Source organism: Methyloferula stellata AR4 (genome assembly GCF_000385335.1).
Taxonomy (GTDB): Bacteria; Pseudomonadota; Alphaproteobacteria; order Rhizobiales; family Beijerinckiaceae; genus Methyloferula; species Methyloferula stellata.
Window position 1 is genome coordinate 4198707 of the sequence record NZ_ARWA01000001.1, and the last position, 14636, is coordinate 4213342.

Below are 14636 nucleotides of genomic sequence, written 5' to 3' on the forward strand. Positions count from 1 at the left end.
CTCCAAACCCTCATCCTGAGGAGCGTTCCGACAGGAACGCGTCTCGAAGGACGAGAGTTTGAAGGACGAGGGTTTGAAGGCGAGCAAGGTAACACCGATCCCTCGCCCTTCGAGACGCGCGCCTTTTGGCGCGCTCCTCAGGGTGAGGGATAAGGTCATGGGGTTCGGATCTTAGAACTCAGACAGAGGCCGATGGCGCATCCGATCGAAAACACGCTTGCGCTTCTACAGGATGCGATGATCGCGCATCAGCAAGCCTTGGCGCGCGGTCCCTCCACCGAACCGTCTCAGCCTGTCGCAGAGCCGCGGGACCTTCGCGCCCAACTGGTGCTGCGGCTTTTGACCGGCGTCGAGATGCGCGCTGGCATTGAGGTTTCGCAGCCGGCCGCCGAAAAGCTTTTGCGGCTCCTCGCCGCAATCGACATCGGCGAACTTGAGGCCTGGGCCGCCAAGCTCGACACCTTGCCGGCGAGTCATCCCGAATGGCTGTCGCTGATCGAAAGCCTGACCGTGCATGAGACCTATGTCATGCGCGATCCTTCGCAGCTTGCGTTTTTCGCGGCGCAATTGCCCGCTTTGATCGCCGAGGCCGCTGCGTCGAAATTCTATCTTCTGCGCTTCTGGTCGGTCGGCTGCGCGACGGGCGAGGAAGCCTATTCGATCGCGGCTTTGACGCTCGATGCCATGGTCGCGAGCGGCAACGCCGTTGTGACGGAGACTGGCGCAAACCTTGTCGCGCCATGGCAGATCGAGATCGTCGGCTCGGATATCTCGCGGCTCGCTCTCACCCAGGCCCAAGCCGGCATTTACGACACGGGACCCTTGTCTTCGTTTCGCGATGAATCAGAACCTACGCTGCGGCATTTCCCATCGGTCCCGGCGATCGGCGCCAACAGCGTCGCGCGGCGTTCCGCTTCGCCGGATCTCAAAGCCACAGTCTCGTTCAGCCATTTCAATATTATCGACGATCCGATGCCGGCCGAGCCCTTCGATACCGTGTTCTGTCGCAATGTTCTGATCTACTTCAGCGCGCGTGCCCGCAAGCACGCCCAGGAAACGCTGCGCCGCGCCGTGCGGCCCGGCGGCTATCTCCTGCTTGGCCCGACCGATACGCTGATCGAAACGGAGGCTTTCGAGGCGCTATGGGCGCCGGGCGCCGTCATTTACCGGCGGAGGAAAGACGATGCCTGAGGCGGAGACCTTCGCAAAAGACGGCGGCGCAAGAGACCTCTTGTTTTGGCAGAGCGGCCGATGCTGGGCCATTCCGGCCGAGCGCGCGGTCAAGGTCATTCCGACACAAGCCATGACTCATGTACCATTTCTTCCGCCGGAGGTTTCGGGCGTCATAGCCATCGGCGGCAAGGTTGTGCCTGTCCTCGATCTCAAGACAATGCTCGGCTTGCATGAGCCTGAGCCCGCTGAAGCCGAATTGGTGCTCGTTGCGATAGGCGCCGAGACTTATGCGCTTCACGTCGAACGCGTTTTGCAGATCGCGGCAGCGGCCGATCGTTGGCATGACAAGCCCGTACATCGCATCGATCTCGACGACCTCATCGAGCAGCATTTGCGTGCAAACGATAGCGCGCTCATGGGCTTCGCAAGCTTCGATACGGCGCGCCTCGATGCTGCGAGCCATGAGTCGCCCAGCCGAAGCCCGGCCGCTAATCCTCCCGCTGCGCGACAGCAAACGACGATGCTCGGCGTCCGCGGCGCGGCGCTCGCCGTGGAGACCGCGAGTTCCTATGAATTTTTGCCGCTCGATCTCGTGACCGAACTCAGCGAGAGTCTGCCCGTCGCCGCTGTGCCGGACCCTTCGCCGGTCTTTGCCGGCGCGGCTTTCTTTCGCGACAGGCTCTTGCCCGTCGTCTGTCTCGATGCGCTGCTTGGACGCGCGCCGGCAGAGCCGCGAGCGCGAAGCGCATATGTCATCGTCGATGCCGATGGGCACTCTTGCGCGCTCGCCGTCAAATCCGTGATCGGTCTCGTGCCTGATGCGGAGTCGGAGAGCCTCGTCGATCTGCGGCAATTGCTTCAAAAGCTGCTGCCGGATGCGGAGTCCGGCAGCGCATCCTCCATGTCTTTGGCCACGCAAAGCCAAGAAGCACAAGCCAACTCCGAGGAGACCCGTTATCTGCTGGTCGAATTGGCCGGGCAAAATTGCGCTTTCGCGCTGACGTCGGTCGCCCATATTCACGCCGGCTGCCGCGTGGTTCCGGCGCCTGCCATCGCGGGAAGCGCAGCGATCGAGGTGACGGCGATCGGCGGACGCGTTCTGCCGGTGCTCGACCTCGCAGCTTTGCTCGGCCTTGCCGCGGCGCAAACGATGACGCATTTCATCGAACTCAGATCGCAGCAGACTGGGCCGTTTCTGGTCGCGGTCGCCCGCGTCGCCGGGATCGTCACCATTTCGAACGATGCTCTGATCCCGCCGCCCGAGGCCGGCGCAATCAATGCCATGGCGCGGCAGGGCACAAGCCTCGTATGGATTTTGGATGCGTCCCTGATCGCCGAGGAAGGCGGATGGAGGCGCGATGCCGCCTGATCCGAAACAGGGCAATCCGATGGGTCATGTCACGCCGATTCGCGTGCTCGTCGTGGACGACCAGAGCTTCATGCGCATCGCCCTTCGGCAGATCCTCGAAGCCGAGGGCGATATACGCGTTGTCGGCGAAGCGCGAAACGGCGTCGAAGCCCTGACGCTGGCGCGCGAGCTGAAGCCCGATGCGATCACGCTCGATGTCGAAATGCCCGAGATGGACGGGCTTGAGGCTTGCACGCGCATCATGAGCGAGGTGATCCCGCGTCCGGCGATCATCATGGTGAGCGCGCATACGCAGCTTGGCGCCGAGGCTGCGGTCCAGGCCCTGCGTCTGGGGGCGGTCGATTTCGTTTCGAAATCCTCGGTCTTCGCTAAGACCGATCTCGCCCATATCGATTCCGAACTGCCGCCGAAGCTGCGCGCCTGGGCGAAGCGCCGGCCGGTCATGCCGGCAAGTGCTCGGACGACAGCGGCCGATCACGCACGTTCGTGGCATCCCGATCTCATCGTCATCGCCGCCTCGACCGGCGGTCCGCAAGCGCTGACAAAACTGCTCGCCGCGCTCGGCCCGATCCGTCCGCCGATCGTCATCGCGCAGCACATGCCCGAATTCTTTACAGCCAGTCTGGCACAGGCGCTGACACAGGATACGGGTTGCGAAGTCCACGAAGGCGCCCATCGCTACGCGCTGGCGCCTTACAGCGTCACGGTGGTTCCCGGCGCCCGCGACGGCGTGATCGCGCCCGCACGCCCGGGCTATGAGCTTCGCGTGATTAAGGTCGAGGCGAGCGTTCATCCCTCGGCCGATGCGCTGTTTGAATCGGCGGCACTCGTCGCCTCAACGCCCGTCGGCGTCGTGCTGACCGGCATGGGCGAAGACGGCGCGAAGGGCGCCGCCGCGTTGCGCCGCAAAGGCGTGCCTGTTCTCGTGCAGGACCCGGAGACCTGCATCGTCGGCGGCATGCCGCAGGCCGCCTTCGCGGCGGCACCCGGCTGCGAGATCCTGACGATCGAGCAGATCGCAGCACGGCTCGCCGCATGGTCGCTGCCCGTTGATCTTGGAGCCAGCGCGACATGAGTTCGCAACTCGATGCCTTATGGGCCGAATTCGCCGCCGAGACCGAAGAGCATCTCGATGCGCTCGAGCGTCTGTTATCGGACCGGCGCGGCGCCAATTGGACGCGCGACGAGATTGGCGCGCTCTTTCGCTATTTCCATTCGCTCAAGGGCACTTTCCTGGCCATGGGCTTTTCCAATGTCGAGGCCGTCGCCCATCATTGCGAAGATATTCTAAGCCTCGTGCGCGAGGGACGCACGCTCCTCGATGGCGAGCTTGCTACGCTGCTGCTGCGCGCCGTCGATTGCCTCAAAGGCATGCGTGAGGATGTGATCGCAAGTCAGAAGGACGCGAGGCCAGCCGCCGACATTCTGCGTGAGCTTGAGGGCCATTGCGGGCCGCAGAGCACCGCCGCGAGTGAACCCGCAGCCGCGATCCCGGCCGACATGCCGCTCAGCGACGATCCGGAAATGCTCGCAATCTATAGCGAGCTTCTGGATCAGCGGCTGCCGTCCGTGGCGCTCGCACTCTCCGCCAAGGCAAGCGCGCGCACCGGAGCCGCCGAGACGGCGGGCGAACTTGCCTATGGCGCCGAGATGATGGGATTCGACGCGCTCGCCGAGCAATTGCAAACCATTGCCGAAGAGGCAACAGGCGCTGGCGACCAAACCCGACAAAATCTCATCCTGCATTTCGGCGAACTTCGCGAGCAGGTTCAAATCATCGAGGACATAACCGGCGTTTCATCCGGCGCGGTTTCGCTCGGCGCCGCCCTCGCGGCGCAACTGACACCCGACTATGCCGCCAGCCTCGATGCGCTCGCCGCGGCGGTGTCGCGCATCGATGAAGATGCCGCCGATGCCGGCTGCGTGGTGAATGCCGGCGGGGCCTTGCGCGCGGCCGCGAGCTGCCTCGGTCTTGAGCGCGCCGCCCGGCTTCTTGTTCTCATCGAAGAACGGTTTCGCAATGTCGATCCGCTCGATCCGACCGTGCTGCTCCTGTTTCGCGACCTTGCCCAGGATGCCATCGAAGTCCTCCGGCAGACCGCCGATGCGACAACCGATATCGAGCCGAATGTCGCCGATGCGATTGGCCGCCAATGGGAAGCAAGCTTCCGCACGCCGGCGTCGCTGTCTCTCACCGAGGCCTCCGCCAGCCGCTGGCTGCGGCCCGACGTGCTCGCGACTCTGTCGGCCGAACAGGAAGCAAGGCTGGAGACGGCGCTTGCCGATGGCCGTCACGCCTATCAAATCCTGCTCGATCTCGAAACGCATCCAGATATCGCGGGCGATTTCATCGCATGGCTTTCATCTGCGGTCGAAACCATCACCAGCCGCACGGTCTATCGCGACGGCGCCAATTGTTTCGAATTTCTGATCGTCTCCGAACATCCAGCGGATTGGATAAATGCACAGCTCGCGGCGCTCGATCCCGAGCAGTCCTGCCTGCGCGGCATCGAGCAGGGCCAAGCGCAGGCCGCGATCGCGTCGCCTCAGGTCGCCGCAAGTCCCGCCACGATCCGCGCGCCGCTGATCCGGGTGCAGAGCGAGACCATCGACGAATTGATGGCTGAAGTCGGCGAAATGCGGACCGCCTTGGCGAGCCTTGCCGACCTCGTCCAACATGGGCGGATCGCGACGGCCCTGCGCGATGCACGCCGTAATAGTCAGGATGTAGCAAAGCATGACCAGGACGCGCGCACACATCTCGACGCGATGGACGGCGATTTGCGCGATCTCAAAGCGCTGGAACATACGCTCGAAGCCGCGCACCGGCGGATCTGGAGCGCCGGTTTGCAGCTTCGCGTCATTCCGGTCGATGGCCTCTTCGGGCGTCTCTCCCGCGCGGCGCGCGATCTTGCGCAGAAGCTCGGCAAGAATATCGATGTCGTGATCGAAGGCCGCGAAGTGCGGATCGATAAAAGCATGGTCGATCTCTTGATCGACCCGCTGATGCATATGGTCCGCAACGCCATCGATCACGGCGTCGAAACCCCGGAGCAGCGCCGCGCGGCGGCTAAGTCAGCGCGGGCGACCCTCTCGATCTCGGCTTCCGAGCGCGGCAATAGTGTCGATATCGTCATCGCGGATGACGGGCGCGGCCTCGATCGCAGCAGGATCCTGGCGAAAGCGATCAGCCTCGGCATGATCGCGCCGCATCAGGCCGAGCAAATGGCGGATCGCGAGATCAATGCGCTGATCTTCCAGCCGGGCTTTTCAACCGCCGATGCCGTGACCGAGATTTCGGGCCGCGGTGTCGGAATGGATGTGGTGGCGGCGGCTCTCCAGCGGCTCGGCGGCGTTATCGATGTCGAATCCTCGCTCGGCGCGGGCACAAGATTCACTTTGAAGCTGCCAGTCTCGGCGGCTTTGCTCCGGGCTTTGCTGGTCGAGGTCGGCACGCAGATCTTCGCTTTGCCGGAACGTCAGGTCGTGAGTTTGATGGAACGCGCGCGCGACGAGATCGACGAGGTGCAAGGCCGCCAGATCATCATCTACCGTGGCACGGCGGTGCCGGTACATCGGCTTGGGGCGGCGCTTGGGTTCGACGAGGTCGAAGCCAAGCCAGATCTTTCAAAGCCAGATCTCACACATATTGCGATCGTCACCACCGGCACGCGGATGTTTGGCCTCGCCGTCGATCGGGTGTTGCGATTCCAGGACCTGTTCCTGAAGGAATTGCATCCGATGCTTGCCGCGGTGCCGGTGATCGCAGGCGCATCCGTCTTGGGCGACGGGCGCCCGGTTCTGGTCCTCGACGCGCGAGGCCTCGTCGGACTTAGCCCGGCAAGCGACGGCGTTGCCTCGCCCGTCGCGATGAAGCCATGATCGCCGATCGCTATCTGCTCGGCCGTGCCGGGCGCACGCATCTCTCGATCCGCACACAAGCCATCAAGCGGGTCTGGCGGATGGATGCCGCGGCACCGGCCTATCCTGCGGAGCCCATCGATCTGCGGCTCTTATTGGGCGGCACCGATGAGGAACCTGGCGTCGCCATCGCCTTCGAGACGGGCGAGACGATTGCGGTGCTGATCATAGACGCCGTCGGCGGGATGGCGACCATACCCGAAACCGAGTTTTTCGCTTTGCCGCAAGTCTTCGGCTTTGCCCGCGATCTGTTCGACGCGGCCTGCTGCCGCGAGGTTGAAGGTACGCATCCCCTACGGCTGCGGCGTCAGTTGAACCTGTCTTAGGTTCAAGCCACCCCATTATAGCGCAGGACCAAAAGCGTCACGTCGTCGGCCATGGGCGCAAGCGCCATATAGGTGTCGACTTCGACGATGATCGTGCCGAGCAACTCGGTCGGATGGGTTTTCGTCTGGCCATCGAAGAGCGCGACCAAGCGCTCCTCTCCGAACAAGGCACCATCGGCATTGGTCGCCTCCGTCACGCCGTCGCTAAAGCAGACGATGCTTTCGCCCGGCGCCAGGCGGATCTGTTGCGTCTTGTAGCGCATCTCCTCCATGACGCCGAGCGCCATGCCGCCCAAGCCCGTCAACATGTCCACGCGCCCGTCGCCGCGCAAAACATAGGGCGGATTATGACCCGCGTTGGCGTAGAGCACTTCGCCTGTCTCCGTGTCGAGCACACCATAAAAGGCCGTGGTGAACATGATCGTCGGATTGTCGATGCAGAGCATGGCATTGGCCGCGGTCAGGCAATCGCCCGGCTGATCGAGGCGTTGCGCCGCCGCGCGCAACAGAGTGCGCGTCAAAGTGATGAAGATCGCCGCCGGCAGGCCCTTGCCCGCCGCGTCGGCGACGACAAAGCCCAGGCGGTTCGGCGCGAGCAGAAAGAAATCGTAAAGATCGCCGCCGACTTCCTTGGCCGTCACCATGCCGGCATGAAGATCGAAATCGGTGCGGTCCGGAAAAGGCGGAAAATCCTGCGGCAGGCCCGCGAGTTGCAAATCGGTCGCGAAATCCCATTCGGCCTGCTCGGCCGCCACCTTGTCGCGCGTGCGCAAAATATCGAGCGCCAGTTCGAGCTGAAAGGTGCGCTCGCAGATGAGCGCGTCGCGTTGCGCCTCGCGCGCGTGCAAAAGATCGACCAGCGCCACCAAGCCATCGAGGTCGCCGCCGGCCTTTTCGAACGCGCGGAGCGAAGGCCCGCTCTCGGTCCCGTCGAGGAGCTTGGCCAAGCCTGTGCCGAGCTGGCGTATCTGGTCCGCGCTGTTCATGAGCCCGCCTGTGAAGGATTAGCTTTCCCGACGCGCCTGCGCTTTATGCGCCACGGCCGCGAGGTCGAGCGGCGGCAATCCGATGGCGGCGCGAACCACTTTGAGGATTTCATGCCCGCGCTTGGCTTTCAGATCGAGGCTGATCGCGCCTGAAGGTTTGGCGATGACGTCGAAGGCGCCAAGCCGGCGCGCCTCGAGCGCGGCCGGCGAGCCAAGCTGCGCCACGGAGGAGAGGATCACGACCTTGGCCTTGCTGGTCAGCTTGAACCGTTTGAGCGCGCCGAGCCCATCGAGGCGCGGCATTTCGATATCGAGCAGGATGACCTCCGGCTTTAATTCTTTTTCCTTCTCGACGGCCACCTGCCCGTCTTCCGCTTCGCCCGCGACCTCAAGCTCGTCATCCACAACCAGAATCTGCTTGATGATATTGCGCATAAAGCCGGAATCATCGACGATCAGGACGCGGTGTGCCATGGATTTTGTCCCTATTTTGCCAGCTCGCCCGGCACTTTCTTGACCATCTTGAAGTGATTTCGTCCCTCCGACCGGCGATAGTCCACATGGTCCATCACGCTGCGGATGAAGTGAATGCCAAGCCCGCCAATGTCGCGTTCCTCCACCGGCAGGTCGAGATCCGGAGGCGGTGCCGAGAGAGGATCGAAAGCGGCCCCGTCGTCAATGATCTCCGCTTCGAGCCTGTCGCCGTCAAGCCGAATCGACACCATGATCTTGTGCCGCGTACCCTCTACAAATCCATAGGAGATGATATTCGTCAATAACTCGTCGAAAGCGAGTTTCATATGGAAGACAATGGCTTCCGGCAATTTATGACACTCACCGAAAGTCTCGATCAGCGCCGTCACGCGCTCGATCTCGGCGATGTCATTATCAATCTCGGCAAATAGATGTTCGGCCAAAGTCGGGCCCTGACGCGACCCATGAGATCGCACTATTTAATAGAATTGCCGAATATTTTAAGCCTGTCCACAATCACCGGCCGTAAACACCCCGCCTATCGGCGTTTTGACTTGAGCATTCGCCGCGCAGCCATAAACTCGTCGCGGCTAAAATGGCGCCTGGCGCCTGCCGACCGGTGCGCTTGGGTAGGAAGGAATAATCCATGGATATGGTTGTCGACGAACTCGACGGCGGCATCACGAACGTGGCCTTGCGCGGACGCCTCGATACGACTGGCGCGCAAACCATCGATATGCCCTTCAGCGTCATCGCCGGCGCGAAGCGGGCGGTCATCGTCGATCTGTCGGAAGTGGATTTCCTCGCCTCGCTCGGAATCCGTGTGCTTTTGACCAGCGCCAAAGCTGTCCAGCGCAAAGGCGGCAAGCTCGCGCTCGTCGCACCGGAAGGCAATGTGCTTATGGTCCTCAAGACGGCTGGCATGGAGACGCTGATTCCGATCTTTCCGGAACGCACCGCCGCGATCGCGGCCGTCGCCGCCTAGCGTGGCGGCGGAGGCCGGCAGATCCGCCTGCATGCGCCAGATCGTGTTGGAGAATGCCCTCGGCGAACTCGACCGGCTTACCAACTTCACGCGCGAGATCGGCGATGAAACTGGGCTCGCTGCCGATCGGATTTTCGCGCTCGAACTTTGTCTCGAAGAAGCCGTCGTCAATATCATCACGCATGGCGGAAGCCATCCCGATAAGCGGATCACGGTCACTCTGATGAATGCCGTGCCTGCCGTGACGATCCGCATCGAAGATAATGGCGAGCCGTTCGATCCGACTCAAGTTCCGCCGCCGCCGCCGCCGGCTTCGCTCGATGACGCGGTCCCCGGCGGCCAGGGCATTCCCCTCATCCGAAAGCTCGCGAGCGAGATGCGTTACGAATATGCCGGCGGCATTAATCGCCTGACCCTGGTGTTCGCGCCGCGGACTTTGCCGCCGGAGTTCTGAATGGGGCAGCGTCCGGGAATCCTTAAACGTCGGATTCTTTCTTCAGCAAAGCGCGCTTGCGCTCGACGCCCCAGCGATAGCCGGACAGAGCTCCATCGTTCTTCACGACGCGATGGCAAGGGATTGCCAGTGCTATCTTATTCGCGGCGCAAGCGCCTGCCACGGCCCGCACCGATTTCGGCGCGCCGATACGCTGCGCGATTTCGGTATAGCTCGCCGTCGTGCCAAGCGGGATCTCACGCAGCGCCTGCCAGACGCGCTGCTGAAAGGCCGTGCCCTGCACATCGAGCGGCAGATCGAGACCCTGTTTGGGCGCCTCGACGAAGCCGACCACTTTGGCGACCAGAGAGTCGAACCCGGCATCGCCGCCGACGAGATCGGCTTTGGGAAAGCGATCCTGCAACTCGCGCAAAAGGACGTCCGGATCGTCGCCAAGGAAGATCGCACAAACGCCTTTTGCGCTGCAGGCGACGAGGATAGCGCCGAGCTGCGATTGGCCGATGGCGAAGGTGATTGTCGCGCCGGCGCCGCCTGCGCGAAAGGCCGAAGGCGTCATGCCCAAAACCTCATTCGATGTTTCATAGAAACGGCTGCCCGAATTGAAGCCCGCACCATAGATCGCTTCTGTCACCGTGCCTCGGCCAGAAATCAGTTGATCCCGCGCACGCTTGATGCGATGCGCCGCGGCATAGGCCTTCGGCGTTGTCCCGGTGGCCTTCTTGAACAGACGATGGAAATGAAAAGGACTCATGCCGATCGCCTCGGCAAGCGCATCGAGGCTTGGCGGCTCTTCGGCAGCTTCGATCAGCCGGCACGCCCCGGCGATCGTGGCCGCATGGCGCGCGGCGGGTGATGCCTCGTTCGGACGGCACCGCTGGCAGGGTCGAAAACCCGCCGTTTCCGCTTCCTCGCATGTGGCGAAGAAGCTGACATTTTCAGGCTTCGCCAATTTCGACGGACAGCCTGGGCGGCAATAAATGCCGGTCGTGGCGACCGCATAGACAAAGGCGCCGTCAAAGGAAGTATCGCGACCAACAAGCGCCGCCCAGCGCGGATCGTGCACGGTTGCCGATCCGTAACCCGTCTTGCTCGCCACCGGCGTTTTCATATCGAAGCTCATCAGGGCCTCCGGTGAATGTCCCCTCATGCTGAGGAGCCCTTTAGGGCGTCTCGAAGCACGAGGGGACATTCAATGTTGTTACATTGCAATTGGCTGGCTGCCCTCGCCCTTCGAGACGCCGCTTCGCGGCTCCTCAGGGTGAGGGCAAAGGGATAGCCACAGCAAATGGATCTCGCACTCCGGCTCTTGCTTTCAAATTCTAAATCGAGCGGCGCAGCGCGAAAGTCCCGCCTTCGCCGCTCTGCACATGGCCGAGGCGCGCGAGCGAGGCCAAAACGCGCGTGATCGCGGGCTCGGCCTTGGCGCCTTGCTTGAAGGTTCTTGCGATGGCACGGGCATCAAGCGGCTCGTTCGCCTCCATGAGGGCCGCGAAGACGGTCGCCGCGCGCTCCAAATCGTTGGCCGGGAACGACGGTTTTTGAAGTTTTTCCGCCGCGGCGACGAGCGGCGCCTCAAGCTGCTCTTCAGCGGCGGCTTGTTGCGCGGGCAGACCCGCGCGGGGGATTTGATACTCCGGCCGCAGCCAGCGGATGAGACCGCGCTTTTCCTCCGCCGCCCGCTCGGCATTCAAGGCGACGAGCTTTGCCAGAATCTCATCGTCGGAAAGATTAGCGGGCCAGCCATAGGCCTCGGCGACGAGGTGATCGATCCTGTCATGCAATTCGCGCAGGATGAGCACGAGGCCTTTGGCTTTGATCTCTTCATCCTCGGCATTCAGCGGCTGACTAGCGCGCAGTTTTTCGAGAACATTATAGATCTGCGTGAGGGTAAGACCTGGATGCTCGGCTTGGACTTGTTTGCGTAGCGCGTCTAGTTCTTCCGCCGTTTCACGAATGCGGATTTTGAGGCTTTCGGGTGTATCCGGGAAGGGAAAGGGATCAAAACAACGCGAGGTAATGTAAGTGGGCCGATCCTCCAATGTTGCCCCTGTCGCAGCTGCCCAGCGAAGGTGTATTCTGGAAGAAAGGACTGCCAGAAAGAAACTGTCTTCCAACGCAAAACATACAAGTCGAACATCAGGAATTATTGAACTATCCAAAAATTGGAATAATCGATGTTTTGCAATCACTGCAGAAACTATATATCTACAAATGCCATTGAGTGCAGGTCTGAATTCCTTACGTGGCTCTCCAAAAATCCACCAATTCTGCCGATAAGATTCGCGGTTATTTTTGTCGCGTTCTGGTTTCACATTAGCTAGAAGATGCTGATAGATTTCTGGGTATCGCGTACGAACCTCTTCTGCATGAAGACCGAGAAGGTCGATAACCATGGCCTGTCGTGGCCTAGCAATAATATCTTTTCCGTTCCGATATGCTTTGATGTGATTGGCAAGATTTGTTCTTTTTCCAAGTCCAAGTAACTTAGCCTCGTTTTCGGTAATGATAAAACCCGTTCCGTGTAGTTTTACGCCTGTCGAGCAAATCGACGCATTTGACTGAAGCGAAACTGCTCTTGTTAAGTCGCTACCGATCGTCAAATCCGAATTGATATCCCCATTGACTTGTTGCGTCTCTACGGTCGGTAAATCGGAATCTAAATCTGATTCCTTCGTTACTTTAAGAAGAATGCCTTGGTGCAGTCCCGCTGCAACGACGGTCATTGCTATGCGCACTGCAGCCGCATCTCGTGTCGCCTTCGTCCAAGGGTGGTCAGGAACAGCCATCAGCAAAGAGATTGGTTTCTTTGCTTTGAAATGTCTTTCCATGACGCGGCGTTGGAAAACCTGCGTAATGGAATTTGTCGTGACAAATCCAAATCGCTTCAAACGCGTTCCCTTGCGCGTCAGAATTTCGGCTGCATGATCCCACCAATACATGACGAAATCGGCGCTTTCGTTCATCTGCCGATGCGCCATCCAAAGCGCTTCAACATATTCATCACCAAGACGCTCCCTCAAATATTTTGCGCCGATGAACGGCGGATTGCCGACGATATAATCCGCCTCCGGCCATTCCGGCTGTTTCGGATTCTTATAACGCCAGATGGGTACGTCTTTGCCCTCGGCATCCTTGCGCGACAAAGGCTTGGCGTGCTCATCCCGCGCGAGCTCCTTGGAGCTCCAGGCCAGCACCGCATCGGTAACCTTGATCGTCTTGAAATCGCTTAGGATCGGTTCTTCCGGCGCGCCTTCCCGCGTGCGGAAATGCCATTGCAGATAGCCAATCCAAAGCACCAATTCGGTGATGGCCGCCGCGCGAGGATTAACCTCAAGCCCCAGAAACTGGTGCGGATCGATATTGTGACCTTGCAGCCAACGTAGAGCCTCCTGCTCCTGAAATTGCAGGCCAGCGAGCGCTTCGAGAACCTCTCCTTCAAGGCGCTTCAACAGTTCCAGCGATACGTAAAGGAAGTTGCCTGTGCCGCAGGCGGGGTCGAGGATGCGAAGGTCGCAAAGCTTCGCGTCAAACGCCTGTACAAGCGCAATGGCACCCTTCTTGTCGCCTTCGTTGCGCTTGGCCTCGGCTGCAGCTTGAACATTCGTCCATTCGGCCTTGAGAGGTTCGAGCACGGTCGCCGTCACAAGCCGTTCAACATAGGCACGCGGCGTATAATGTGCGCCAAGCTTACGCCGCTCCGCGGGGTCCAGGGCCTGTTCGAGCAAGGTACCAAAAATGGCCGGCTCGACCTGTTTCCAATTCGCTTTCGCAGCCTCGAAAAGCTCACCGATTTCCTCGCGCGGAAGCGGCAGAACACGGCGATCCTTGAAGAGGTAGCCGTTGAACCTCTTCACATTGGCTTCGAGCGCATAGGAGAAGCCGCCGGTGTCCATCGCCTCCCAGAGCTGTCCGACAAGACGCGGGAACAACTCTGGCTTGGCGATGCATTTTCCTAATAGCTCTTGGAAGCTGCCCGCTGGCAGAAGCTCGACATCTTCGGCAAACATCGTGAAGAGACAGCGCATGAGAAACAGCGCGACGGTCTCCGGGTCGTAAAGTTTCTTGCCGTCCGCGCCCTTCACCTCTTCGAGATGTTTCGAAACCTTGGCAAGGCGCTCCGCCACTTCGCGGGTGGCCTTGGCCGCGATCTTGGTCGGATCAAGCTTATGCGGATCGAGCCAGATCAGGCGCAATCTATCGCGGATCTCGTCCTGGCGGAGCTCCTCGAGATAGATGCGAAAGCCGCGTCGATCCGGAAATTGCGCGTAGTTTTTTCCCTGCCCGGAAAAATCCGCGAAAATCTCGAAACAATGGCCAACATCGCAAACGATGAGAAAAGGCGGCCATCCCTCGGACGTTGGAAGAGCCTTGGCGTAGTCCTCCGCCTGTTGCCGGGCATTGAGCATCAGCACGTCCCAGGCGCGGGACGGAGCGCGCCGGCCACGTGGCGTCGTCTCTTGAACCTCGGCTTCGAAAAGATTGCTCTGCTCGGCTTTCGTAGTGCCCGGCCGCCGGCTTTGCTTGGCTTCAAGCACGAAGGAGCCGCGCCTATAGAGGTCGATCCGGCCGAGCGAGGTCGTTCCATCTGTTTTGCGAAAGGTGACGGCGCGCTCGAACGCATAAGCATTCAGGCTTGAATCATAGGAGGCCTGATCCGGGCGCGGCACGCCCAAAACATCGCAAAGCTCGGCGAGGAAAAGCGCGTAATTCGCCCGCTCTTGTCCCCCGTCTCCGGCAGACCAGCGTCGGATGAATGCCTCAAGGTCGGCTGGCATGGGCGGCTTTGGAAATCGACGGTGTCATCTGCAAAGGAACCGGCAACAGCAAAAGGAACTGAACGTCAGGCCCAACCATGGCCGAAAATCAGCCGAGCGCAACCGTTTAGGCAGGTGCGACACTACTCCATAAAGCAGAAGGGGCGGCCTCATTGCTGAGACCGCCCTTTTGA

At 60.9% G+C, this 14636-nt stretch carries 12 protein-coding genes; 7 read left to right on the forward strand and 5 right to left on the reverse strand.

Going from position 1 to position 14636, the window contains the following annotated elements:
- The first annotated feature begins 192 nt into the window (after positions 1-192).
- From A3OQ_RS0120740 to A3OQ_RS0120760, 5 genes are read left to right on the forward strand one after another with little or no spacing between them, the layout of a single operon-like run.
- Entirely contained in the window at positions 193-1191 is a 999-nt protein-coding gene (locus tag A3OQ_RS0120740) for a CheR family methyltransferase (protein WP_020177370.1), read from the forward strand.
- Positions 1184-2542, forward strand: a complete 1359-nt coding sequence (locus A3OQ_RS0120745; RefSeq protein ID WP_020177371.1) for a chemotaxis protein CheW — start codon at positions 1184-1186, stop codon at positions 2540-2542. The genes A3OQ_RS0120740 and A3OQ_RS0120745 overlap by 8 nt, the downstream gene beginning before the upstream one ends.
- Positions 2532-3617, forward strand: coding sequence for a chemotaxis-specific protein-glutamate methyltransferase CheB (cheB, locus tag A3OQ_RS23240; RefSeq protein ID WP_020177372.1), 1086 nt, complete (start codon positions 2532-2534; stop codon positions 3615-3617). The genes A3OQ_RS0120745 and cheB overlap by 11 nt, the downstream gene beginning before the upstream one ends.
- Positions 3614-6424 (forward strand): chemotaxis protein CheA, encoded by a 2811-nt coding sequence (locus A3OQ_RS23245; RefSeq protein ID WP_020177373.1) that lies wholly within the window; start codon positions 3614-3616, stop codon positions 6422-6424. The genes cheB and A3OQ_RS23245 overlap by 4 nt, the downstream gene beginning before the upstream one ends.
- Positions 6421-6789: a hypothetical protein gene (locus A3OQ_RS0120760; RefSeq protein ID WP_020177374.1), complete on the forward strand. Its 369-nt coding sequence runs from the start codon at positions 6421-6423 to the stop codon at positions 6787-6789. The genes A3OQ_RS23245 and A3OQ_RS0120760 overlap by 4 nt, the downstream gene beginning before the upstream one ends.
- 2 nt (positions 6790-6791) lie before the next feature.
- Here the strand turns inward: A3OQ_RS0120760 and A3OQ_RS23250 are convergent, their stop codons facing one another.
- The 3 genes from A3OQ_RS23250 to A3OQ_RS0120775 are packed head-to-tail and all read right to left on the reverse strand — an operon-like array spanning position 6792 to position 8692.
- Positions 6792-7775: a PP2C family protein-serine/threonine phosphatase gene (locus tag A3OQ_RS23250; protein ID WP_020177375.1), complete on the reverse strand. Its 984-nt coding sequence runs from the start codon at positions 7773-7775 to the stop codon at positions 6792-6794.
- An 18-nt stretch (positions 7776-7793) separates the two neighbouring features.
- Entirely contained in the window at positions 7794-8249 is a 456-nt protein-coding gene (locus A3OQ_RS0120770; RefSeq protein WP_020177376.1) for a response regulator, read from the reverse strand.
- An 11-nt stretch (positions 8250-8260) separates the two neighbouring features.
- A complete protein-coding gene (locus A3OQ_RS0120775; protein ID WP_026596079.1) occupies positions 8261-8692 on the reverse strand; it encodes an ATP-binding protein in 432 nt (143 codons plus the stop codon).
- 203 nt (positions 8693-8895) lie between these two features.
- On the opposite strand from A3OQ_RS0120775, the gene A3OQ_RS0120780 reads away from it, so the two are divergent.
- Both A3OQ_RS0120780 and A3OQ_RS0120785 read left to right on the forward strand, forming a co-directional pair.
- Positions 8896-9234 carry an STAS domain-containing protein gene (locus A3OQ_RS0120780; protein WP_020177379.1) on the forward strand — a complete coding sequence of 113 codons (339 nt, stop codon included), beginning with the start codon at positions 8896-8898 and terminating at the stop codon, positions 9232-9234.
- Between the two features lie 31 nt (positions 9235-9265).
- Entirely contained in the window at positions 9266-9688 is a 423-nt protein-coding gene (locus A3OQ_RS0120785) for an ATP-binding protein (RefSeq protein WP_040581625.1), read from the forward strand.
- A 22-nt stretch (positions 9689-9710) separates the two neighbouring features.
- Here the strand turns inward: A3OQ_RS0120785 and ada are convergent, their stop codons facing one another.
- Together ada and A3OQ_RS0120795 are read right to left on the reverse strand one after the other, a co-directional pair.
- The gene (gene ada / locus A3OQ_RS0120790; protein WP_020177381.1) at positions 9711-10808 is read right to left on the reverse strand and encodes a bifunctional DNA-binding transcriptional regulator/O6-methylguanine-DNA methyltransferase Ada; all 1098 of its coding nucleotides are present in this window, start codon (positions 10806-10808) and stop codon (positions 9711-9713) included.
- Positions 10809-11007: 199 nt separating this feature from the next.
- Positions 11008-14463: a DNA methyltransferase gene (locus tag A3OQ_RS0120795; RefSeq protein ID WP_020177382.1), complete on the reverse strand. Its 3456-nt coding sequence runs from the start codon at positions 14461-14463 to the stop codon at positions 11008-11010.
- Between the last annotated feature and the right edge of the window lie 173 nt (positions 14464-14636).

Excerpts from the sequence above, each read along its gene's own strand:
- A3OQ_RS0120740 (WP_020177370.1), top strand. The coding sequence starts at position 193 with ATGGCGCATCCGATCGAAAACACGCTTGCGCTTCTACAGGATGCGATG.
- A3OQ_RS0120745 (WP_020177371.1), top strand. The coding sequence starts at position 1,184 with ATGCCTGAGGCGGAGACCTTCGCAAAAGACGGCGGCGCAAGAGACCTC.
- cheB (WP_020177372.1), top strand. The coding sequence starts at position 2,532 with ATGCCGCCTGATCCGAAACAGGGCAATCCGATGGGTCATGTCACGCCG.
- A3OQ_RS23245 (WP_020177373.1), top strand. The coding sequence starts at position 3,614 with ATGAGTTCGCAACTCGATGCCTTATGGGCCGAATTCGCCGCCGAGACC.
- A3OQ_RS0120760 (WP_020177374.1), top strand. The coding sequence starts at position 6,421 with ATGATCGCCGATCGCTATCTGCTCGGCCGTGCCGGGCGCACGCATCTC.
- A3OQ_RS23250 (WP_020177375.1), bottom strand. The coding sequence starts at position 7,775 with ATGAACAGCGCGGACCAGATACGCCAGCTCGGCACAGGCTTGGCCAAG.
- A3OQ_RS0120770 (WP_020177376.1), bottom strand. The coding sequence starts at position 8,249 with ATGGCACACCGCGTCCTGATCGTCGATGATTCCGGCTTTATGCGCAAT.
- A3OQ_RS0120780 (WP_020177379.1), top strand. The coding sequence starts at position 8,896 with ATGGATATGGTTGTCGACGAACTCGACGGCGGCATCACGAACGTGGCC.
- A3OQ_RS0120785 (WP_040581625.1), top strand. The coding sequence starts at position 9,266 with ATGCGCCAGATCGTGTTGGAGAATGCCCTCGGCGAACTCGACCGGCTT.
- ada (WP_020177381.1), bottom strand. The coding sequence starts at position 10,808 with ATGAGCTTCGATATGAAAACGCCGGTGGCGAGCAAGACGGGTTACGGA.
- A3OQ_RS0120795 (WP_020177382.1), bottom strand. The coding sequence starts at position 14,463 with ATGCCAGCCGACCTTGAGGCATTCATCCGACGCTGGTCTGCCGGAGAC.